This is a genomic window from Neoroseomonas lacus (assembly GCF_014644535.1).
In the GTDB taxonomy this organism is placed as follows: domain Bacteria; phylum Pseudomonadota; class Alphaproteobacteria; order Acetobacterales; family Acetobacteraceae; genus Neoroseomonas; species Neoroseomonas lacus.
In genome coordinates, this window is sequence record NZ_BMKW01000002.1 from 260,645 (window position 1) to 282,113 (window position 21,469).

The 21,469-nt window shown below is 65.0% G+C and carries 21 protein-coding genes, 1 tRNA gene and 3 pseudogenes; 15 read left to right on the forward strand and 10 right to left on the reverse strand.

Annotation, left to right across the window (positions count from 1 at the left end):
- Positions 1 to 124: 124 nt before the first annotated feature.
- Complete coding sequence (locus tag IEY36_RS04620; protein ID WP_188965757.1) at positions 125 to 817, forward strand: carbonic anhydrase; 693 nt, start codon at positions 125 to 127, stop codon at positions 815 to 817.
- A gap of 219 nt (positions 818 to 1,036) precedes the next feature.
- Positions 1,037 to 3,022, forward strand: a complete 1,986-nt coding sequence (locus IEY36_RS04625; RefSeq protein WP_188965758.1) for a TRAP transporter permease — start codon at positions 1,037 to 1,039, stop codon at positions 3,020 to 3,022.
- A gap of 39 nt (positions 3,023 to 3,061) precedes the next feature.
- Here the strand turns inward: IEY36_RS04625 and IEY36_RS04630 are convergent, their stop codons facing one another.
- Both IEY36_RS04630 and lipB read right to left on the reverse strand, forming a co-directional pair.
- Complete coding sequence (locus IEY36_RS04630) at positions 3,062 to 4,060, reverse strand: TAXI family TRAP transporter solute-binding subunit (protein WP_188965759.1); 999 nt, start codon at positions 4,058 to 4,060, stop codon at positions 3,062 to 3,064.
- An 85-nt stretch (positions 4,061 to 4,145) separates the two neighbouring features.
- On the reverse strand, positions 4,146 to 4,805 hold the full coding sequence (gene lipB, locus IEY36_RS04635; RefSeq protein ID WP_188965760.1) for a lipoyl(octanoyl) transferase LipB: 660 nt from the start codon (positions 4,803 to 4,805) through the stop codon (positions 4,146 to 4,148).
- 30 nt (positions 4,806 to 4,835) lie between these two features.
- Between lipB and IEY36_RS04640 the strand changes: the two genes are divergently transcribed.
- A tRNA-Leu gene (locus tag IEY36_RS04640) sits at positions 4,836 to 4,921 on the forward strand.
- Positions 4,922 to 5,511: 590 nt separating this feature from the next.
- Here IEY36_RS04640 and IEY36_RS04645 read toward each other — a convergent pair.
- From IEY36_RS04645 to IEY36_RS04665, 4 genes and pseudogenes are all read right to left on the reverse strand, one after another.
- Entirely contained in the window at positions 5,512 to 5,892 is a 381-nt protein-coding gene (locus IEY36_RS04645; RefSeq protein WP_188965761.1) for a nucleotidyltransferase domain-containing protein, read from the reverse strand.
- 53 nt (positions 5,893 to 5,945) lie between these two features.
- Positions 5,946 to 6,685, reverse strand: a pseudogene (locus IEY36_RS31065) (SOS response-associated peptidase).
- A gap of 71 nt (positions 6,686 to 6,756) precedes the next feature.
- A complete protein-coding gene (locus IEY36_RS04660; RefSeq protein WP_188965764.1) occupies positions 6,757 to 6,918 on the reverse strand; it encodes a hypothetical protein in 162 nt (53 codons plus the stop codon).
- A 33-nt stretch (positions 6,919 to 6,951) separates the two neighbouring features.
- Positions 6,952 to 7,125, reverse strand: a complete 174-nt coding sequence (locus IEY36_RS04665) for a hypothetical protein (protein ID WP_188965765.1) — start codon at positions 7,123 to 7,125, stop codon at positions 6,952 to 6,954.
- Between the two features lie 106 nt (positions 7,126 to 7,231).
- Here IEY36_RS04665 and IEY36_RS04670 point away from each other — a divergent pair, with 106 nt between their 5' ends.
- Positions 7,232 to 8,863: a hypothetical protein gene (locus IEY36_RS04670; RefSeq protein ID WP_188965766.1), complete on the forward strand. Its 1,632-nt coding sequence runs from the start codon at positions 7,232 to 7,234 to the stop codon at positions 8,861 to 8,863.
- A 152-nt stretch (positions 8,864 to 9,015) separates the two neighbouring features.
- Here the strand turns inward: IEY36_RS04670 and IEY36_RS04675 are convergent, their stop codons facing one another.
- Positions 9,016 to 10,338, reverse strand: a complete 1,323-nt coding sequence (locus IEY36_RS04675) for a hypothetical protein (protein WP_188965767.1) — start codon at positions 10,336 to 10,338, stop codon at positions 9,016 to 9,018.
- 99 nt (positions 10,339 to 10,437) lie between these two features.
- On the opposite strand from IEY36_RS04675, the gene IEY36_RS04680 reads away from it, so the two are divergent.
- The 4 genes from IEY36_RS04680 to IEY36_RS31295 are packed head-to-tail and all read left to right on the forward strand — an operon-like array spanning position 10,438 to position 12,963.
- Positions 10,438 to 10,890, forward strand: coding sequence for a PaaI family thioesterase (locus IEY36_RS04680; protein ID WP_229681125.1), 453 nt, complete (start codon positions 10,438 to 10,440; stop codon positions 10,888 to 10,890).
- 11 nt (positions 10,891 to 10,901) lie between these two features.
- Positions 10,902 to 11,867: a Bug family tripartite tricarboxylate transporter substrate binding protein gene (locus IEY36_RS04685; RefSeq protein ID WP_188965768.1), complete on the forward strand. Its 966-nt coding sequence runs from the start codon at positions 10,902 to 10,904 to the stop codon at positions 11,865 to 11,867.
- A 5-nt stretch (positions 11,868 to 11,872) separates the two neighbouring features.
- A complete protein-coding gene (locus IEY36_RS04690) occupies positions 11,873 to 12,460 on the forward strand; it encodes a hypothetical protein (RefSeq protein WP_188965769.1) in 588 nt (195 codons plus the stop codon).
- Between the two features lie 53 nt (positions 12,461 to 12,513).
- Positions 12,514 to 12,963 carry a helix-turn-helix domain-containing protein gene (locus IEY36_RS31295; protein WP_188965770.1) on the forward strand — a complete coding sequence of 150 codons (450 nt, stop codon included), beginning with the start codon at positions 12,514 to 12,516 and terminating at the stop codon, positions 12,961 to 12,963.
- Between the two features lie 204 nt (positions 12,964 to 13,167).
- Here the strand turns inward: IEY36_RS31295 and IEY36_RS04700 are convergent, their stop codons facing one another.
- Positions 13,168 to 13,764, reverse strand: a complete 597-nt coding sequence (locus IEY36_RS04700; RefSeq protein WP_188965771.1) for a hypothetical protein — start codon at positions 13,762 to 13,764, stop codon at positions 13,168 to 13,170.
- Positions 13,765 to 14,050: 286 nt separating this feature from the next.
- On the opposite strand from IEY36_RS04700, the gene IEY36_RS04705 reads away from it, so the two are divergent.
- Positions 14,051 to 14,404 (forward strand): phage antirepressor KilAC domain-containing protein, encoded by a 354-nt coding sequence (locus IEY36_RS04705; RefSeq protein ID WP_188965772.1) that lies wholly within the window; start codon positions 14,051 to 14,053, stop codon positions 14,402 to 14,404.
- Between the two features lie 412 nt (positions 14,405 to 14,816).
- Positions 14,817 to 15,271, forward strand: a pseudogene (locus IEY36_RS30550) (IS3 family transposase); the annotation flags it as partial.
- Positions 15,272 to 15,512: 241 nt separating this feature from the next.
- On the opposite strand, the pseudogene IEY36_RS04710 reads toward IEY36_RS30550, so the two are convergent.
- Positions 15,513 to 15,925: pseudogene (locus IEY36_RS04710) on the reverse strand (integrase core domain-containing protein); the annotation flags it as partial.
- Between the two features lie 182 nt (positions 15,926 to 16,107).
- Here IEY36_RS04710 and IEY36_RS04715 point away from each other — a divergent pair.
- The 4 genes from IEY36_RS04715 to IEY36_RS04730 all read left to right on the forward strand — a co-directional run bounded on the left by IEY36_RS04715 (position 16,108) and on the right by IEY36_RS04730 (position 18,614).
- Entirely contained in the window at positions 16,108 to 16,626 is a 519-nt protein-coding gene (locus tag IEY36_RS04715) for a Dps family protein (RefSeq protein ID WP_188965773.1), read from the forward strand.
- A 31-nt stretch (positions 16,627 to 16,657) separates the two neighbouring features.
- On the forward strand, positions 16,658 to 17,167 hold the full coding sequence (locus IEY36_RS04720) for a redoxin domain-containing protein (protein ID WP_188965774.1): 510 nt from the start codon (positions 16,658 to 16,660) through the stop codon (positions 17,165 to 17,167).
- Positions 17,164 to 17,709 (forward strand): DsbA family protein, encoded by a 546-nt coding sequence (locus IEY36_RS04725; protein WP_188965775.1) that lies wholly within the window; start codon positions 17,164 to 17,166, stop codon positions 17,707 to 17,709. The genes IEY36_RS04720 and IEY36_RS04725 overlap by 4 nt, the downstream gene beginning before the upstream one ends.
- 62 nt (positions 17,710 to 17,771) lie before the next feature.
- Positions 17,772 to 18,614, forward strand: coding sequence for an alpha/beta fold hydrolase (locus IEY36_RS04730; protein ID WP_188965776.1), 843 nt, complete (start codon positions 17,772 to 17,774; stop codon positions 18,612 to 18,614).
- On the opposite strand, the gene IEY36_RS04735 is transcribed toward IEY36_RS04730, so the two are convergent.
- Positions 18,604 to 18,771, reverse strand: coding sequence for a hypothetical protein (locus IEY36_RS04735; RefSeq protein ID WP_188965777.1), 168 nt, complete (start codon positions 18,769 to 18,771; stop codon positions 18,604 to 18,606). The two genes, IEY36_RS04730 and IEY36_RS04735, sit on opposite strands and share 11 nt — an antisense overlap.
- A gap of 714 nt (positions 18,772 to 19,485) precedes the next feature.
- Here IEY36_RS04735 and IEY36_RS04740 point away from each other — a divergent pair.
- Entirely contained in the window at positions 19,486 to 21,129 is a 1,644-nt protein-coding gene (locus tag IEY36_RS04740; protein ID WP_188965778.1) for a mechanosensitive ion channel family protein, read from the forward strand.
- Positions 21,130 to 21,469 lie beyond the last annotated feature (340 nt).

The following is a 21,469-nucleotide window of genomic DNA, read 5'->3' on the forward strand; positions in this document are numbered from 1 at the left end:
GCACACGGGTCGGGGGAGCCCGCCTCCCCCACCCACGCCGCCCCCGGGCGGCAAACCAGTTCTTCACCGGTAATGACACAGACTTCAGGCCGTTAGCGCCCCGTCATCACCGGTGAGGACACCAATGCTGTCACGACGATCCGCCCTCGGCGGCATGGCCTGCCTGGCTTGCGCCGGCCTCTTCGCCGCGCCACGCGTGCGCGCCAACACCCCCGTCGCCCGCACCACCCTCACGCCCGACCAAGCGATCGAACGCCTGCTCGACGGCAACCGCCGCTTCGTTGCCGACGACCCCTCCCCGGTCGACATCGGCCGCGGCCGCCGCGCCAGCCTGACCGCCGGCCAAGCCCCCTTCGCCACCATCATCTGCTGCGCCGACAGCCGCGCCGCCCCCGAAACCCTGGTCCACGCCGGCCTCGGCGAAGTCTTCGTCAGCCGCGTCGCCGGCAACACCATCCCTCCCGTCGACCTGGCCACCGTCGCCTACGGCGTCGAAGCCCTCGGCACGCCCGCCATCATGGTGCTCGGCCACGAAGGCTGCGGCGCCGTCACCGCCGCCGTCGACGTCGTCACCCGCGGCGCCATGGTGCCCCCCATCATGCAACCCATGCTCGGGCCCATCATCTTCGCGGTGAACGCCGTCCGCGACCAACCCGGCGACATGATCGACAACGCCGTACGGGAAAACGCCAAGGCCGGCGCCCGGTCCCTGATCCGCCAGCCGGATTTCGCGGAGAAGATCAGCGCCGGGAAACTGAAAGTGGTCGCAGCGCGGTACGACCTGCATGAGGGGAAGATCGAGTTGCTGGACCTGTGAGGCGGGCTGAAGGCCGGGGGAGAGAACTAACTCCCCCGCCCCCCCTCCGTTCTTTGTCTGTCGAATGGATGCTCGGGGGGCGACGGCCGCACCCACCCGCTGCGGTTAGGCCCAGCAGTAGACAAAGTTCGGGCGCACTGACCTTCCCCCGCCCCTGCTTTTCAGTCTAAGCCCTGCCTTAATCAAAGGGGGGCCGGGCTGTTGGCAGACACGCGTTCAGTGACAGACACCGTCAACACCGATGTCGACGACATGGAGTTCGCCTCCGCGCGGCGAGAGCTGACCGGCTGGCAGGTCCATCTCTGGCGTGCCTGCGCCGCGGCCTTTGTCTTCTGGCATTTATGGATTCTGCTGGTCGAACCGGTGGACCCCACCGTCTCGCGCGCCGTTCATGTCTTCTTCGGTGCGGCATTGGGCTTTTCGTTGTTCGCCCCGCGCAGTTCGGGCCAGCCGGGCAACAGGGTGCCCTGGTATGAGCTGATCTTCATCATCCCGGCCTTGCTGATCCCTCTGCACTACATCTTCGATGCCGATGGCATCGAGATGCGGACCTTCATGGGCCCCAACACGCAGGACCTGCTCGCCGCCGGCGTGGGCATCCTGTTGGTGCTGGAGTTCGCGCGGCGCACGGCCGGGCTGGTCATGCCGCTGATCGCCATCACCTTCATCGCCTATTGCTTCGTCGGCCCCTGGCTGCCTGGCATCCTGTGGCACCGTGGCGTGTCGTTCGACCAGGCACTGGTCGAACTCTTCAACAACAACGGCGTGCTGGGCACCATCGTGCAGGTCAGCGCCACCTTCATCATCATGTTCGTGGTCTTCGCGACCTTCCTGCAGACCTCGAAGGCCGGCGACTACTTCAACGACTTTGCCCTCGCCTTGGTCGGCCGCCTGCGTGGCGGCCCCGCCAAGGTCACCGTCATCTCCGGCATCCTCTTCGGCACCATTTCCGGCTCCGCGGTCGCCAATGTGGTCGCCTCCGGCGCCTTCACCATCCCGATGATGCGGCGCGTCGGCTATGACCGCGCCACCGCCGGCGCGGTGGAGGCCACCAGCTCCACCGGCGGCCAGATCACCCCGCCGGTGATGGGCGCCGGTGCCTTCATCATGGCCGAGGTGCTGGGCATCCCCTACACCGAAATCGCGCTCGCCGGGCTGATCCCGGCGCTGCTCTTCTATGTCGCCAACTACATCCACTGCGATCTGAACGCGCGCAAATCCGGCATCCGCGGCTTGCCGAAGGAGGAATTGCCGCGTTGGGTGAACCTCGCGCGCCATGCCTACATGGCCGCCCCCTTGGTGTTGCTGATCTACATGCTCGTGCAGGGCTTCTCACCCTTCCGCGCCGCTGCCTGGGGCATCGCGGCGACGCTGGTGATCATGCTCGGCACCGCGCTGACTCATCGCATCACGCGCCAGGGCCAGAATCCCCTCGTGGCGATGATCGGCGCGCTGCACGAGACGTTGGCATCCATCTACGCGACGCTGCATGGTTCGATGAAGGAGATGATGCAGCTCATCGCCGTCTGCGCCGCCGCGGGCATCGTCGCCGGCGTTATTGGCGTGACCGGCGTGGGTGGGCGCTTCGCGACCATGCTGCTCGATGTCGCGGGCGCCTCGGCCTTCCTGGCGATGGTCTTCGCCATGTGCGTGGCGATCATCCTCGGCATGGGGGTCCCGACGACAGCAGCCTACGCGATCGCCGCCGCCGTGGTTGCACCGGGGCTGATCCGTATCGGCGTGCCACCGCTCTCGGCGCATATGTTCATCTTCTACTTCGCGATCCTGTCGGCGATCACGCCACCGGTCGCGCTCGCCTCCTTCGCCGCCGCCTCGATGGCGAGGGCGGATATGTGGAAGACCAGCGTGATCGCGCTGAAGCTGGGCCTGGCGACCTTCATCGTGCCCTACATGTTCTGGATCTCGCCGGCCCTGCTCGCCCAGGGGCCGCTGCCAGACATCCTGCAGGCCTTCATCACGGCGACGCTCGGCGTCTATCTGCTCGCCTGCGCGACAGAGGGCTGGATGCAAAACGGCCCCCTGCCACTGCTGCTGCGGCTGCTCAGCGGCGCCGCAGGGCTGGGGCTGATGGTGCCTGAACTGATGACGGACGTGGCCGGCCTGGCCGTGGCGGGGCTGCTGTGGTTCCGGCAGCAACGTCTCTACCCGAAGGAGGACGCGGGCCGAGCGGTGGTGCAGAGCTGACGGCGCGGCCGGCGCATCGCTGCCCCGGCCGCCCGTTGTTCAGGCCAGGACCAGGTTGTCCGGGATCGTCTGCCCCACCTCGCGCAGGTAGCGCGCGGCACCAGGGTGGAACGGCAGGAAGGTGTTCTTGCTGGCGTTCGACGCCAAGGTCTCCGATCCCGCCGCGATCACCTGCTTCAGCCGCGCATTCTGGCTCAGCACCGCCTTCACCATCTCATAGACCAGGTCATCCGACAGCGACTTGTGGCCGATGGCGAAGTTGAACATGCCGACCACGCGCAGGTCGCGACCCGCGGTGCGATAGGTGCTGCCCGCCACGGTACCGGCGGACAGTTCCGGAAAGGCCTGGGTCAGCTTCGTCACATCCTCGGCGGTGAAGTCGAGGAAATTGACCTCACCCTGCGTCTCCGCCTCGCTGAAGGCCGGGATCGGCACGCCCGAGGCGAACAGGAAGGCGTCCAGCAACCCGTCCTGCAACTGCCCCGACATGTCAGACCCCGACCCGAAGCGTATCGTGGCCGGCTTGTAGCCGAGCCGGTCGAGCATCAGCGGGAAATAGGTACCGGGCGTGCCGCCGCGCGGCCCGACGCCGACATTCTTGCCCGCCAGCTGCGACATCTGGGTGATGCCGCTGCGCTTCAACGCGATGCCGTGGAATGGCGTGTCATACATCGGGAACAGGGCGCGGATATCGCGGAACTTGTTGCCTTGCGTCCAGGCGCCCTCGCCGTTCCAGGCCTGCAGCGCGACACCCATGGTCACCATGCCGAGTTCGACCTCGCGACGCTGGACCAGGATGATATTCTGGTTCGGCCCCTGCGTCGTGCGAAAGGAAATGTTGATCCCCGTCGCTTCCTGGACGATCTGGCCCCAGGCCGGACCATACAGCGCATAGGTGCCGCCGGGCGCCGCGGTGCCCATGTTGAGCGCGCGCGGCCAGGCCGGGTTGCGCGGTTGGGCAGTGGCCTGCCGGCCAAGCCCCAGCACGGCGAGGCCAGCGCCAGCGCCGGCCATCATGTTGCGTCTATTGATTGTCATCGGATCCTCCCGGTGATCTGGATGTAGATTCTGTAATGCCTGACAGGCGGCACGCATGGCAATCATTGCCCGGGCGGCCATGGCGTCAGCCGAATACCTCGCCCCAAGCCGCCTTCAGTGCCGCATCCGCTTCTTCCATCGTCGCCAGGACCCCCTGCCCATGCAGGCTGGTCACCCCGAATTCACTGATCCCGCACGGTACGATCCCGCTGAAATGGTCGAGATCCGGGTCCACGTTCAGGGCAACCCCGTGCCAGCTCACCCACCGGGTCACCCGCACGCCGATCGCGGCGATCTTGTCTTCCCCGCCGGCGCGGTTGGCCACCCACAGCCCGACTCGGCCCTCGCGCCGTTCCGCCCTGACGTTGAACCGGTCCAGGGCGCGGATCATCCATTCCTCCAGCCCATGGACATAGGCGCGGATGTCGCGGGCGGGCACCGACCCGTGAGCGTTCTGCAGGTCAAGCATCACGTAGCCGGTGCGTTGTCCGGGCCCGTGATAGGTCCATTGCCCGCCACGCCCGGCGTTGAACACCGGGAATCGGGCGTCGCGCAGGTCGTCGGCCTTGGCCGAGGTGCCGGCGGTGTAGGTGGGGTCGTGCTCCACCAGCCAGACGCGTTCGCGTGCGCCCTCGGCGCGGATCGCGGCGACGTGGGCCTCCATGGCCGAGAGCGCCTCAGCATAGGGGGTTCGCCCCTCGCTGACGATCCAATCGAGAGGGCATGTTGATGGCGGCGCGGTCATGGGTTATACGCCGCGCCCTCTACCCGGTTTGCGGTCGTGGCGGAATGGTAGACGCGCCAGCTTGAGGTGCTGGTAGGGGCAACCCTGTGGAAGTTCGAATCTTCTCGACCGCACCATTTTCTAACGCTAACAATTTGAATTTACTCGATAAAATTAACACTGCACGCATCGGCGCCCACATTAGTCCCCACGTTTGGAATGCGCTGGTCTGATCCGCAGTGATACGATGTGACGCCGCCTAACCTCCGCGTTTGACGTCGATTTGGCCCTTCACACTTTCCATGGCGCAAGGCACCGCGCGCTTACGAAGGGTTGGCCGGTCAGATCCGTGCTGTCCGATAGGATGCATTGGGCCTCTTCAACCGTGGTTATGGGCCTCATAATGCCGGGGTCGGCGGTTCAAGTCCGCCCGCCGCTACCAACGAGGATATTCGGGGACGTGCAGGGGACACTTTGGGCCGGCCGGGGACACCCCCGGCGGGCTTGGGGACGGCCGCCGCTGTCCCGGCGCTGCTCCGGGCTGCCGGGTCGGGCTGCCCCGCGGGGCCGGTCCCGGGCCGCTCAGGGGACGCGCAGGGACGGGCCCCGGCGCCGGGGCGGGGAAAAAGGCCCCCGGGCGCGGTCCGGCAGGCTCAGGGCCAGCACGGGCGGCGGCTGGGAGGGCCGGGGCTGGCTGTCCGGGCCGGGGCGCCGGGAGCCGGGCGGGTCAGCGGCATTGGGTCAGCAAGAGGCGGCCCCGCCAATACAGCAGCAGCCCATCCCGAAGAACCGCAGGCCTAACCCGCTGGTCGTCGCGGCCAATGACCTCAACGTGCACAGGCACCCGAAAGGCCGATGCCAGGGTGGCGACCCCTCGCTTGTGGCAGCCTGACCACGTCAGGGCCTGAGCCCAAGCGACATCGCCCCGAACCTGCCGCAGAAATTCCGGGTCAATGTCGTGGGAGACGGCGAGGTCGATATCGCTATCCGGCCGGTGGTCGCCGCGCGCCCTGCTCCCGAAAAGCCAGACGAAGCGGATCAGCGGTTCCAGCCGCGCCCAGTCAGCCTCCGCGGACAGGATCGCCTCAATGGGCGGATCAGGGAGCATGTCCCTTCAGTTCCGCCCAGGGTCCCGCTGGCCGGCATAGAACGGCACCCGGATCATTCATCCGGCCCCGCCGGCAGATTGATCGGCGCGAGCAGTTCCGGCCCGTCATTCCGCACATCGCCCACCGCCCTGCCAACCGCCCAGGCGCGCAGGTACGTGTCCGGCGCCGACACCATCAGGCCCGCGGCCGCGTCGGCATCCTCCCCGATCCAAGTCTCCACATCATCATGCCGGACTATCACCGGCATCCGGTCGTGAATCTTCGCCAGTGGCTCGTTCGGCACGGTAGTGATCAGCGCGATGGTCCGCAGGATCGCGCCATCCGCGCCCGCCAGCCGTCCCAAATCGCCCCGACAAGGAACTCGTGGCCGTCGCGCCGCCCGATCGCCCAAGGCTGCTTCGGCGGCTTCTCGCCCGACCATTCGTAATAGGCATCCATCGGCACGAGGCATCGCCGGCGCGCAAAGCAGTCCTTGAACATGCCCGAGGTCCGTACCGTCTCCGACCTCGCGTTGATGGGCTTGCGGGCCTGCTTCAGGTCCTTGGTCCATCGCGGGACGAGGCCCCACAGCAGCGGGTCGGTCAGCAGTTCATCCGTCTCGGGGTTCCGGCGGATCGCCTTGATCGTCTGGGCCGGGCCGATGTTGAAGCGGCCCCGCGATAGCCGGCCATCCGGGTCGGCGCCTTCGCGCCCCGGCCTAGGCCGCCATTCCTCTCGGATCGATCGCCAGTCCTCCGCCCGCATGGCAGCACGCTCGGCGCTGGATGCGAACTTCGCGAACCTGCCGCACATCGCCCTGGCCTACCCGGGCGCCGGCGGGTTGATGAGGGAGTTCAATCCCACAAGGTCATGGCTGCGTTTGGTCATCCTGCCCTCCATTGGTCGCCCTCGCCGCGCCGGGCCTCCCGCGCCACCGCCTGGAGGATCGCCGACAGCCGGGACAAGACGGGGCTGGCCGCCTGCGCCGTGAAGCGGTCGGCCTCGCCCAGCCGCGACATCGCATGCCAACGCCTGCCCAGGCTCATGGTGAAGGCCTCGTATCCCGGCGGCATCAGCGTCTAGGCCATCCCGGGGACGGTGGAATAGGGTGGCGGGTAGCCCGGCCGGCCCAGGGCTGCATGGATTGCATCATCGGCGAGGCGGGTGCCTGCCGCGACCACCCACAGGTGGCGGTTGCAGGCTTCGAGGTGGGCGTGGTTCATCGCCGCGAAGGCTATGGCGGCTCCGTGCATTTTGCACGATCGCATGGCTATCTTTCCGGCCATGTTCGCCGATGCCGCCCGGCCTGATGCCCGAAGCCGTAGCTATCATCGGCACTAACACTCAGAGGAATGCGCGGTGACGGGACGATACTTATCCACGCGCGAGTTTGGCCGCCTGCTCGCAGATCTGAAGATCCGAGAGAATATCTTCCAAGACCAGATTTTAGAGTTTCTTGAATGCGAGCGAATGGTGGTCCCGGTGGCTCGCATCCGCTGGCCGCGCGGGATGATCGTTGAGGACCATGACGGTATTCCCGACCCGCCAGTCACGGCGGAAGCAAGGGCGGAGGCGGACGCTCTGATGAGCGCTTTGCGTCGCTGGAGAGGTCCCGATGCCGAAGCCGAGGCGGAGCACCCGCTGGACGTAGTTGGCTCCCCGGGCGCTTCACTCATCACAAAAGATGTCGCTGTCGAAGCGTTCGAAGCGTGGGAGCTATTCAGGACGGAGGTGCCCAATCCTGGCCATCCGGGCCACTTCGCGGATGGCGCCGTGGATACCTACTATCACGACTGGCAAGCGTTGCTGGTTGCAGATGCCGTTGAAACGGGCGTGCGGGTGATCGTTGATACCCGCAGAACCGAAGTGAACACCATCGTCCACAATGGATCGCTCGCAGAACTCCAGGGATTTCCGAAATTCCGCGAGATCCCCTACTGGGCACCTCGCGGCCTCACGACAGGAACTCGGTGGAGCGGATATTTTGATGCGGCAGCGCGCACGCTTGAGGTTCGGCGGCGCAAATTGTGGTCCATCTCCCTCCATCATGTCGGTCCGCCCGCCCCCGTAAGCGAGATCGAGCAAGTTGACCTTGACCGAGCCCAGCGCGAAAGGGCTCTACAGGCGCTCGACGCGCTCGGTGCGACCGAGGATTCAGTAGTCGAGTTCATTCGATATCTCTGCGAACGCTGGGGCGAGTGGCGAAATCGCGACCGCTCCTTGCTGGCGGCCGAATACCGTCGGCAGATTGCGCTGGCGACGAATATGGCGATGACGGCCTACAGCCTTGATCGCGAACTTCTGGCGCAACGGGTCGGGCGCGTGACAGGACATTTCGGGCTCACGCTCGATGCTGTCTTTCCTGACTGGTGGCGCGGAGCACGCGAGCGTCTTGAGCAAGCGCTACAGCACAGCGTACTCCCCAACGCGCCGGCCGCAGGCGCCTTGTCCCTAACCAGTTCAGACGTGACGGATCTGTGCGATTGGCTTGAACGTCGACAGTCATTCAGGGTGGCGCTGTCGATCGCGGAGATCATAAGGCGCCAGTTCAGCGGTGACCCTGTCGATCGAGAGGCTTTGTCCAAGGAGGTGCAGTCCCTTGGCGACGCGGTGGAACTGCTTCTCAACGATATGTTTCGTGAGGTCGGCGTGCCCATGCCGGACCAGCTCATGGCGAAGATGCGTCGCTTCTGGCGTGAGGATTCAGAGGTTTCCGGCCTTCTCACCGGAAACAGGGGCTTAGTCGCAACCTGGGGTGAAACCACCCGCGCGGATCAACTGCTCAGAATCGCGGCGATCCCGCCCGGTGTCCCGCAGCGTGAACTGGGCCAGACCCTTCTCCGGGTCGTCCTGAACCGCAACGTCGGGACACACCAGGGCACGACCAGTTGGACGGAGCCGGAGCTGCATGATGCGACCCGCGACTTCTTGTCCGCCATGATGTTCTGCCGAAAGCAGATGCTTCTGAATCCACCGCGGCCAACGCCGTAGCCCGACGATCGCATCGATATCGCCTTGTTGAACGAGCAGTCCATGCGCGGTGTCTTGGATGTGTAGTCCGTTGGCGAATGACTTACCGGAGATTGCGGCCATGCTGATTGTCCGTGCTTGCAATCGCGGTCATCCGGGGTGCCGGCCTTCTGTTAACCCGGCCCATACGGCAGAAGCACATCGAGGAGGGCATGGGGAACTGGCCGGTGATCCCCAGTTACGAGGTCGAGACCGACGTCCCTAAGCGAATAGTTCTCGCTGGACGCGGCGAGCGCGGCCTCGCTCCAACGACGTACTGCCTCTCCCTCCACCCCGGCGGCGGCGAGCAGGCGGGGGATTGACGCCCTTTCGCTTGCGGTAGCGTCGTCGCCATTTAAGCGGGTGAGGAGGGTTCTCCCGACTTCCTCGTCCGCCCGAAGGATTCGGATCGCCGCCGCGACGACCTCGGGCACCAAATCCCATGTGTCACCCGTGATCTCGTCGATGCTACGCAGGATGGCTCTTGTCCGTCCCTCAGACGTGCCGAAGACGGAGAGAAGACTCAGCGCGCTCACGCGCGGCATTTGCATCCCCTGTACCCTAGCAGCCTGCTCGTAAGACGCGAGGTCCGGGCTCCGCGGCCAGCCGATCGTCAGGCCGACAACGACCCCGACGGAGTCGGTCTCCAGTTCGCGCTGCAGACACCGTGCCACTTCCGCGTCGGCGGAGAAACTTGTGCCGAGAATTATGCCGGCCTCCACGCTTCGCTGGTATTGGTGCAGGTTAGCTTGACCGGGCCGCATGCGCACAGCGCGGAGCGAGTGGTCGCGTAACAGCGCCGTATGTGGCGCGAGGCGCGCCAGCGCTCGCAAAGAGGAAGGTTCCAACGCATTCTCGACGCTCGAGCAGTAGTCCAGGAACGGTTGCCGGGCATCGGAGCCGCCAGTCAGTTCCGTGGCCAGTTGGTCCCAGATATAACCATTGTCACCTCCGTCGCGGAGAAGACCTTTGATGACGTCGTCGCCCAGGACGCTGCGTAGGTAGCTCCACTTACGGAGAAGGGTTGTCAGCAGTCGTCCGTTCTCGCCCATCCTGAGGTGACTTAGGGAGGAGAAGATTGGCCCGCCTTCGGGCGATGCGATCGCCAGCACCTCTCCCAGGCATTCACATTCGATCGCGGCCGCGATAGCCGCCCCGCGCACGACGTCCAAGTCGGGTCCGACGGCCCGAATCTCGGAGGCAAGGCGGCCCAGGTTTTCCGGGCTCGTCCGTTCGTCCCTCGACAGTCGGCGGTGATACCCCGTCTCGGCGGACGCCCTGACGATAGGGTTTCTTTCGGCGACGTACTGCGGGAGGAGCGCCCGCAAGCTCGGGGAAGCCGAGGTCTTGCGGGAGACGTGATCAGTCAGCTTCGACCTCAACCGGTCAGGGAGGGGACGGGCGCGCGCGAGGATCTCCTCTTGCATTTCCGCGTCCGTCGCAAACGCCTTGGCCATCTCCGCGAGGGGAGCTCCCTTCTCCCCGACAATGGAGAGGGCGAATGCCTTCGGCCAGCACCAGGCAGAAGTGATGCAGGACTGGCTAGGGACGCCGGCGTGACCCGCGAGGTGGATATCGACCGGGCCCGTGCTGCATTCGACCGCGCGGCGGCCGGACGCCAGGAACAATTCGGGAACTTTTTCCTCGCGCGGTTCCTGGGTCTCCAGATTACCTATCCGGGCGATGCCTGCGAGGTGGCCTTCGACGCGGAGGACTTCCTACTCAATCCGCAGGGCACGCTCCATGGCGGCGTCCTCGCCACCGCGCTCGACATCGCGATGGGGCATCTGATCCACAACCAGGCAGGGGCAGGCACGACGCTCGAAATGAAGGTGCAGTTCCTAGCGGCAATCCACACCGGGCGTGTGATCTGCCGAGGAGAGGCTCTGCGGCGGGGCGGCACTTGTTTCCTACGTGCCGAGGCGCGCGACGACGCAGGCCTGCTGATCGCCTACGCCACCTCCACCTGGAAGCTACTCAAGACGGCCGAAAGAGCCGCGAAACCGTAGGAGACGCCCAAATGAGCACCCGAATTCTCCTGGCAGCCGCACTCGGCCTGGCCACCGCCCCCGCATTTGCCCAGGCACCCGCCTGGCCCGACCGTCCCATCCGCATCGTCGTGCCCTATGGTCCGGGCGGTGGGGTAGATAGCTTCACGCGGCCGGTAGCGGCGCAACTCCAGGCACAACTCGGGCAGTCCGTCGTCGTGGATAACCGCGCCGGCGCGGGCGGCACCATAGGCGTGCTGAATGCCGCGCGCGCTCCGGCCGATGGCTACACACTGCTGTCCGGCGGCGTACACCAGCCGATGGCAGAGGCGCTCTATCCGCAGCGAGGATATCGCATCGATGCGGATTTCGTCCCGGTGGCGATAACCGCTGTCGTGCCCAACGTGCTGGTGGTGAACCCGGCTTCGGGGTTGACCGACCTTCGTACCCTGATGGACCGCGCGCGGGCGACGCCGGACAGCCTGACCTACTGTTCCTCTGGTAGTGGCACATCTCAGCACATCATCGCGGAGATGTTCCTGCGCGAGACCGGGCTGCGCATGCTGCATGTCCCGTATCGCGGTACCGCACCAGCGATGAACGACCTGCTCGCCGGAGTGTGCCCGATGATGTTTGACGGCATGGGCACCTCGGCGCCGCAGATCCAGGGGCAGAGGCTTCGGCCGATTGCCCTCACAGTATCGCGGCGATCGGCGCTCTTCCCGGATATCCCGACAATGTCCGAGGCGGGCGGGCCTGCGATCGATGCCGGCACCTGGTATGCGCTTTGGGCACCGGCCGGGATCCCCGTGCCGATCCTGGCGCGGTTGCGGGCGGAGGTACGTGCGGCCCTTGCCTCTCCTGCCGTGCAGCGGGTCTGGCAGCAGCAGGGCGCCGAGCCGTCCAGCGTCGGCGAGGATCGCCTCGAAACCTATGTCCGCGAGGAGACAAGCCGTTGGAGCGGTCTGGTCACCTCGCTTGGGCTGCGCGCGGAGTGAACGCAATGGCTGAGGACTACGATTTCGGCACTGCCCGCGGCGCCTGGCCGGCGGCGATTCATACCGCGCTGACCGCACGTGGGGTGCGTCTCCTGGCGCATGTGCCCGACGGCGGGAACGCCCCACTTATCGCCCGTTGCGAGGCGGATCCCGCCATTACCGTCGTTCCGCTGACAACCGAGGAGGAAGGGGTGGGCGTCATTTCTGGCGCTTGGCTCGGGGGCATGCGGTCCGTGCTGGCGATCCAGTCATCGGGCGTTGGCAACTGCGGCAATCTCTTCGCGATGCTGCGCAGTTGCACGATGCCGGCGCTGTTGATTGTCTCGATGCGTGGCGACGGTCCTGCCGACGGCGGTCATCACCCCGGCGAGCAGGCCAGCGCAGGCAATGCTGCTCCCGATCTTCCGCGACGGCGCTACGCCATCCGAGCCGGTGAACAATGCCGGACGGCGACCAGGCGCTTCCCTGGCGTAGAGGAGGCGCCCGGTCATGGCGGCGTTCGTCACCACCGCCAGTTCGGTGAGCGGGCCACGGGTGACCGCCAGGCGCATGTCCTGATACCCGGCGCACGAAGGGCTGACCCGTGGGCTTAAGGCGACGCGGTCGGGTGTAATTCATTGGCGGGTGTGGCGTCGGGGAGCGGAGCATGTCAGCGCTGATGATCCGAGAGGACAGGCCGCCCGGTGAACTGCGAGGACTGGCGAAGGTCGAGAGTGACCCACGCGTGGCGCGGCGGCTGCTGGCGATTGCGGCGGCGCGGGAGGGCATGAGTCGACAGGCGGCGGCGCGGATTGCGGGGATGGACCGGCAGACGTTGCGGGGCTGGGTCATCCGCTACAATCGCGGCGGGCCATCCGATCATTGGCCGACTTCCATTGAGCCCGACCGGTCATTCCTTAGTACGCTCGGTATGAGACCGCAGTGGAACATCTCGGGGAGGAGATCGGCGGAAATGGCGCGGCTACTCGCCGGTGGGGCGGACGCGGCGGCGCGGTCCCTTCTGCGCCGCCGCGTCCGCCGTCAAGCCGAGGCGGATCAGGGCCTCCGCCCCGGCCACGTCGCCGATCTGGGCCCGGTCCAGCAGTCCGGCCAGTAGGTGCCGGCGGGTTGACTTGGCCAGGGGCGTCGGCCTTCGCTGGCCGCCCCCGCCCTGGGTGCTGGTGGTGGGCATCAACGGGGCTGGCCCGCGATCTGCGTAGCGCGGACCCGTGTCAGTAAGATTGATCGCGCGGATCGGCTTTGCACACCGCACAGTTTCCGCATTTGGAGTGCCGTTGCGAACGGGTCGCTCCCGCTTCGACTACACCTTAATCCCGTGTTTAGCGATTTCCTGCGCAAGGTACTGCGAAAGGGCGGCCTCAACGACCTCCCTCTTTGCGCGCCGGGTTGCACCCAGGAGCCAATCTAGTTGGACGTGGATACGCTCGTTGATTCGCGCGTTGCACGGGATGGTGCGGTCGTCGCGGACAGACGCGGCATTCCACGGCGCATCGCGCCACGGCTTCGCCGTCGGGGTCGGGGGCGGAGTGAGGGTGGGGATGGGCTTATGGATCGGCACCGCTTCGAGACGAGGAGGCTCCGCTACGCCATCAGCTTCGATGCCGCGCTGGATGAGAAGGCGCGCAGCCTTCGAGCGGTCCGGCAGGTCAGGGTGGCGACGCCGCCACGCATCCAGATTGTCGTCCAGCTCTTTTGAAACATGGAATTCGAAGCGGCGGGTTTCGGGCATATCGCGGTCCTCAAGGAATGATGTTACGTAATGAACGAATTTACCGGATATCGATGTTGCCGTAATTTTCGGAAACTCGCTAACCCCCATTGATTGCCGCTGCTGCAGCAGGAGCGGCTTTGCTGGCATTGCCAGCGAGCCGTACCCCGAACGGCGACGGCTCGGCATGGGTGCTCGACTACATAAGTGCCGCAGCACAGGAGACATGCCGGCGAGCACCGTGTAGGCGCGGCAGGGCATCGGGAGGGTCGCGGTGTTAGTCGACCCGTCAATGGCCGGCGCAACCAAGCGGCGAGCAACGGTCGAACCCGCGCACTCAACAACGGCGCGGAGCGAGCCCACACATACGAGCTTCCCGAATTTGGCAGATCTGCTCCGCGATTGTTGCATTGATGGAATGCAGCGAATCGCACGACAGCTAGGCCACAATCTCTAGCTTGCACAGAAAGGGATCATGTGCGTGGTCGGTTGGGATAGCGACGAGGTAGAACTTAAAAAAGTGGGGACAAGCGAAGGCGAGTTCTGCATCTCCGATGTCGGGAAAATGCTGCGCTTCACGAAGCTTCGGCAGCTCTTCGATTTCATGAGCACGATCGGGTGGATCCAAAGGTCCAACGGCGGCGCGTGGGTGGCTACCCAGTTTGCCGTCGAATTTGGCTTCATGCGGAGGCGCGCGCACGTCACAGCGCGCGGCCTCGAGCAACTCGCGCGCCGCATTAATGGCCTCCCCGATACGTCGGCAATTTACAAGCGCGTCCTGGAGGAGTTCCGATCCCAATTGGACCGCGGGTGCGCAACCCTTCAGTAAAGGGGATGAAGCGTCAGTTCGAATTCTACTAGGGATGTCTTAATTTTTGTTACGAATCAGGTTCATATCACTCTCGGACTGCGAATGGGGGGAGCCACCGCTTACCGGGCTCCCCCAGTCCAACTAGGCAAGCCGGGACGCGGGCACCGCTTACAATGCTCGCTGCAACAACGGTCCGATTCATTTGCGCAGATGCGGAATTCTACAAGGCATCACGCCCCGGCTTAACGGTTGTCGCTGGCACCGCCTTGCCGGCAATAGCCGCGGCTTTCGTCCATCTGAACGGCCCTGGATTGCTGATATACGATGTTTACGGAAATACCGAGTGTCCAGCGTCATCACCTCTGAGACAGGATGGCGACGTTGAAGAGCGGAGGATTTCTGGCTCATCGTAACCCCCAAGAGAGTGAAGATGAGCCAGAATTCCTCCGCCCCTGCCTCAAGGTCGACGGCCGAAAAGGTGGTGCGCGACATCCGCCGCGCGACCCGCAAAGCCCCGCTCGGCCGAGGACAAGATCCGCATCGTCCTCGAAGACCTACGCGTCGACGACAGCATTGCTGCCTGTACCGCCGCGAAGCCTTCGCCGAGAGCCTGTACTACGTCTGGTCGAAGTAGTTCCTGAAGGCCGGCAAGCTCCGCCTGACCGGCGACACTGCGTGCGCAGCCACTACCGACGAGGGCAAGGAACTCCGCCAGGAAGCCCGCGCGCTGAAGGAGGTCGTGGCCGAACAGGTACTTGAACTACGCCTGCTGAAAAAAACATTCTCGCGGCTGGCGATAACCAATTCGTGAGATACCCCGCCAACGAGAAGCTCGAAGTCATCCGCACCGTCGCGCAGTCCCACTTGCCGGCGCGGCATCGTTTGCCGGCCGCGCCCCCGGACGCCCTCGAAAGCTGGAGGACGGCCTGCGGTCGGAGACACTGCTGTAGAGGTTGCACATGGAGGGAACCGGCCCGGATGCGGCGGCTGAGCGACATTCGCGGCAAAACGCATATTCTGGCCTGCCCCCATGACGTGGTCCGGGGTGGAAAATAATGTATCGACCGCTTGTCTGCCACGTCCGGGGTGACCGGTATGGCAGGCTGAGCCCGTGTCGGCGGCCAGCTCAAGTCACTTGGTGCAGGTGGCTTGTATGCGAGCGACGAGTGTGGACGCACTGTGTTTTGGTGCTGACGCCAGCGCTCAATGACGACCCGCGCCTTGGCCGGCGAGTAGAAGATCTCCCCATTCAGCAACTCGTCGCGCAGCTTGCTGTTGAAGCTCTCGCAAAAGCCGTTCTCCCAAGGCCAGCCCGGCTCAATGAACGCCCCCTGCCCGCCAACCGCGGCGATCCAGTCACTCACCGCCTTGGCGATGAATTCAGGCCGATTGTCCGAGGGGATATGGCCCCGGCGCCCCGCGCAAGATGAACAGATCCGACAGCACATCGATCACGCCTGTCGACTTCAGCTTCCGGTCAATCCGGATGGCCAGGCATTCCCGGGTGAACTCGTCGATCATGTTGAGCATGCGAAACCTCATACGGTCCCGCCGGTAGCACCAAAGTATGGTCTGACGATGCTTCCCGCTGATTCATTCCCGGCAGGCAGTCTTCTAAGACTCTGGCCACGGGAACAACGCCCGTCAGGACCAGCCCGCAGACCGGCACGACGCCGGTGGCGGACGAACCGGCGGACGGAACCGAACCACGGAGAGCCACGATGACCGACACCACGCTCGCGACCCGCAAGACGGCGCCGCTGCGCACGCCGACCGACCTTGGCACAAATGCCACGAAGGACATCGCCGCGGCGCTGACCGGCGTACTCGCCGACATGTTCGCGCTCTACCTCAAGACCAAGAATTTCCACTGGCACATGTCCGGGCCGCATTTCCGCGACTACCACCTGATGCTGGACGAGCAGGGCGAGCAGATCTTCGCGACCACCGACGCGCTGGCCGAACGGGCGCGCAAGGTTGGCGGCACGACCCTACGTTCGATTGGCCACATCGCACGCCTGCAGCGGCTGTCCGACAATGACGCCGACTACGTCACGCCGGAGGGCATGCTCGCGGAGCTGGCCGAGGATAATCGCCGCATGGTCGGTTTCCTGCGCGCCGCTCATGCCGTGTGCGAGGCTCACAATGACGCCGCCTCGACGAGCCTGCTCGAGGTCTGGATCGACGAAGCCGAACGCCGCGCCTGGTTCCTATTCGAATCGACACGCGCCCCGCGCTGATCACGCCATCCCGCTCAGCGAGGTTCCCCCGATGTCCTCCCACCAACCCGATGCGGCGCTGCGTGCCGGGGCAACCGCCCCGGCGTTCAGCCTGCCCGCGACACCCGATCAGATAATCTCCCTCGGCGATCTGCGGGGCAGTCCGGTGATCCTGGCGTTTTATCCCGCGGATTGGAGCCCGGTCTGCGGTGACCAGATGGCGCTGTACAACGAGATTCTGTCCGAGTTTCGCGGCCTCGGCGCGCAGCTCGTCGGCATCTCGGTCGATGGCGTCTGGTGCCATGCTGCCTTCGCAGCGGAGCGCAAGCTGCACTTTCCGCTGCTCGCCGATTTCGAACCAAAGGGAGATGTCGCGCGACGCTACGGGGTCTATCGCGAGAAGGAGGGCATCACGGAGCGCGCCCTTTTCGTCATCGATGCGGATGGCGTCATCCGATGGAGCCATGTCTCCCCGCTCGGCATCAACCCCGGTGCCGACGGCATCCTTAAAGCGCTGCAGGACATCGCGGCGAGCACCGGCAAGACGGAGACCGTGGCATGAGCCGCCTCAGCATTCCGGTCAGCGCCAGCGACCATGCGCAGGGCGCCGACAACGCCGCGGTCACCCTCGTCGAGTACGGCGACTACCAATGCCCCCATTGCGGGGAGGCTTATCCGATCTTGAAGGCCGTCCAGCGTACGATGGGGGACGGCCTGCGCTTCGTCTTTCGCAACTTTCCGCTGACGGAGATGCACCCGCACGCGCTGCGTGCCGCCGAATTCGCCGAGATGGCGGCTGGCGCCGGGCTGTTCTGGCAGGCCCATGACCTGCTGTACGAAAACCAGGAGGCGCTCGGCGAGCGCGACCTTCTCGCCTATGGCCATCGCCTGGGCCTGCCCTCGGACGTCGTGGCGGGCGCCTTTGACGGGCGCTTCGACCAGAAGATCCGCGACGACTTCCGTGGCGGCGTGCGCAGCGGCGTCAACGGCACACCGACGCTGTTCATCAACGGTTTGCGATACGACGGCCCGCGCGATGCCGACAGCCTCATCATGATCCTGCGGCAGGCAGAAGCCTTGTCGTCCGCGGCCGGCGGTGGGTGAGCAGTCTGACACGGCCGAAACCCGCCACCCTCGATCAACCCACATTGCGAGACGTGACACCCATGCACAGCAATTTTGTCACCACCCAGGACGGCGTTTCCATCTTCTACAAGGATTGGGGCCCGAAGGATGCCCAGCCCATCGTGTTCCATCACGGCTGGCCACTGTCGTCCGATGACTGGGACGCGCAGATGCTGTTCTTCCTCAAGGCGGGCTACCGTGTCGTCGCCCACGATCGTCGTGGGCATGGCCGGTCCCAGCAGGTGGATTTCGGCCACGACATGGACCACTACGCCGCGGATGCCGCGGCTGTGGCGGAACACCTCGACCTGCGCCGCGCCGTTCACATCGGCCATTCGACCGGCGGTGGCGAGGTGGCGCGCTATGTCGCGAAGTTCGGCGAGCCGCGCGGCCGCGTGGCCAAGGCCGTCCTGGTCAGCGCCGTGCCGCCCCTGATGCTGAAGACCGCGGCGAACCCCGGCGGCCAGCCGATCGAGGTGTTCGATGGCTTCCGCAGCGCGCTCGCCGCCAATCGCGCGCAATTCTTCCTCGATGTCCCGACCGGGCCCTTCTACGGCTTCAACCGTCCCGGCGCGACGAGCTATCCGGGCGTCATCCAGAACTGGTGGCGGCAGGGGATGATGGGCGGCACCAACGCCCATTACGACGGCATCAGGGCGTTCTCTGAGACCGACCAGACCGAGGACCTGAAGGCGATCGGCGTGCCGGTGATGGTGCTTCATGGTGAGGACGACCAGATCGTTCCGATCGCCGACGCCGCACTGCTGTCGGTGAAGCTGCTGAAGAATGGCGTGCTGAAGACTTACCCTGGCTATCCGCACGGCATGCTGACGACCCACGCCAATGTGATCAACCCGGACTTGCTGGCCTTCGTCAGGGGCTGAACGCGCGATTGAGGGCTTCCTGGACAAGGCGGCGGTAGCGCTGGAACGTCCGCGGCTCGCCGAGATCGTTGCCAATGCGCGGGCACGCGAAGATGCGCGAGGCGCGATGAGGTGAGCACGCGGGCGCAGAGGTCCCATGCGCCGGCAAATCGGTCATGATGAGACCCTGCGCGCGCGCAGCCGGGAGCCGGCGGAGACCGTCATGCCGATCTGCGCGGTCTGCTGAATCAGCCGGACCTTTTCCTCAACCGTGCAGCATTTGCGGCGGTGGGTTCGGGTGATGATCTCAACGCGGTCAAGGGCTTTAGCATGGACGTATCCTTCCGCTTGAACTCAGGACCTCTGGGCTATCCACGGGTCCGGGCGCATTAGGGGCCGCTCCACCGTGACAACACGCAACTCTGTACCGCTTCGCAAAAGCAGGAAGCGCTGCAAAGCATACATACTGTGTCTCGACGTGATGCGGACGGGTATTGCCTGACAACGATATCGGCGAGCCAAAAGTCCCGCCGTCAAAGCCATTGCTGAGCACCCTCGGGCGCGAAAGGCGCGCCGACAGCCACACAAGATCGCTGGATAGCCGGGCGACGCGCGTGATCCCGGATTTAGTCACACCTTTCTGCGCCGCGAATTCGTTCGCAGTATCGCCATCATCGTCGACAAAGCGATCGCACAATGCATGGGCGCGGAAGACCAAGCTGATGGGTACGAGGTCCATGCGACACGGTGCCGCGTCGCCCTCCACGACCAAAGCCATCTCGACATTGGCTCGCCGTAGCCGTGCGGGACTGGCGCGCATCCCCCGATGTCGATTGGCGGTATCGCGACCGCCCGCGCTGGGTTGTCTGCAAAGCATTTCGGGTAGAGGTCGATGCGACTACTGCAGCTACTGATAGCGCTTCTCGCCTGCATGACAGCATGCCGGCTTTCGTCAGCCGCCGGATTGCAGTCGGAGCTCGACACCTCGAGCCCGATCAGCACTTATCGTTCCTTCATTGCCGAGACGCAGCGCATTGAAGGCCTGTTCCGTGCCTATCAGCAGAACCCAACCTACGCCAATGAGATCGCGGTCGCTCGCGCCCATCTCCGCCTCGGCACCGCAGTCTTCGACCTGCGCGAAGTGCCAGCGGCGACCCGGCTCAAGCACGCGGCCACTGGCGTCGGCTATCTTGCGGACATCCTCAATCGGCTCCCCGAATATACCGGCGGCTCACCTTCGGGCGACCCGCCCGCGCATTGGACGCTGCCGGGCACTGAGATTCGGCTTGTTCGCCTGACGGATGGTGTGCGCGCAGGCGACTACGTATTCTCCGCCCATACTCTTGCCACCCTCCCGAGCTGGCATGCTGACATCATCAATGACCCCCCGGTCCGCGATACAGTGATTTTTAACTGGCGAGGCATGCAGCGCAGTGCGACCGGACCGCTTCTCTCGCATCTGCCTACCAATTCGCTACCCGCCTTCCTGCATTTCACCATCGACGAGACCCCGCTCTGGAAAGCACTGGCGACTCTTCTCGCCTTCCTCGTGACGCTAGGCGTAACCAGCATGTGGTGGCGCCGAGTGCGGCAATGGAGCGCGCAGCTCTCGCCATGGAAATCCTATGCGGTCTCGTTCACAACGCCCTTGCTGATGGCCGCGCTGGCCGTCCTCACCTATTCCTTTGTCCTGTTTGAGGTGATCCCGACCGGCATCGTGTCAGATATCGGAATGTTGACAGTGGTCATCATTCTCTACATTGCGGCTGCCTGGGCAGCATGGCTGGGCTGGTGGCTGCTGGCCGAGGCGGTTGTCGCCTCACCATTGTTCTCAAACGAAATGTACGACGCAAACCTGATTCGCCTCGTTGCACGGGTCGGATCGCTGCTCTGCGCAGGCGGGCTCCTCATGCTTGGCGCGAACGACATAGGAATTCCAGCACTCGGCCTGCTAGCCGGCGTTTCGATCGGCGGTGTGGCTCTGGCTCTTGCCGCGCAGTCCACGGTAGAGAATCTTTATGGTGGTGTCTCGATCTTCGCCGACCGCCCGTTTCGGGTTGGCGATATCATTGCCTTTGGCAGCGCGACCGGACAGGTCGTTTCAATCGGCCCGCGATCGAGCCGGATCCGGGCCAGCGACGGCCGGATTACGACCGTGCCGAATGCGGACTTGGCGAAGACGCATGTAACCAACCTCTCCGCGCGCGAACGGTGGACTTTCCAGCACCGCATCGGGGTTCCGCGCCACACCAAACGCGAAAGGATTCTCGCTCTGTTGGAGGATATCCAGGCAAAGCTGGAGGCGCATGAAAGCGTCGCCATTCTACCCGGCTGGCCCCGCGCTCGATTGGTCGCTGTGACCGAGACATCGCTCGAGATCGACATCGCGGCTCAGATCCTGACGTCGCAAGAGGCGACCTTTCTTGAAGTTCAACAGGAACTAATCCTGGTCATTCTGTCGTCATTGGACGGGGTAGGCGCATACGAGCCCGTGTCGGACATGCCCGCGTCAAATTCTAATGCCGAGCCTCTGTGATGAGAACTCGGGCGCGTGGTTGCGCCGGCAGAGCACCTGATTTGTCGGGATCGTGCGGCGAGCTGTTGCTGGGCCCGGTCTCGTGATCGGCGAGGCGTCATGGTCTGGGAACACTCGGTTTGAGAGCTAGTTTTCTCGCATGAATTGCTAGACGAACGGTTTTGCAGGCGGCCGGCGGCGCCATGATCAAGTTGAAGCACGACGAGCCGCGCGGAGACGTGCTGGGTTTAGCAGCAGCGGACGAAGCCTGCCTCGGGCTGGTCGCGCGGGGCGCAAGGCGTGTCCCTCGTCCGGGCCCACCATCGGGTAATTTTGCTCTGCCGGCAGATGCAGGCCATGC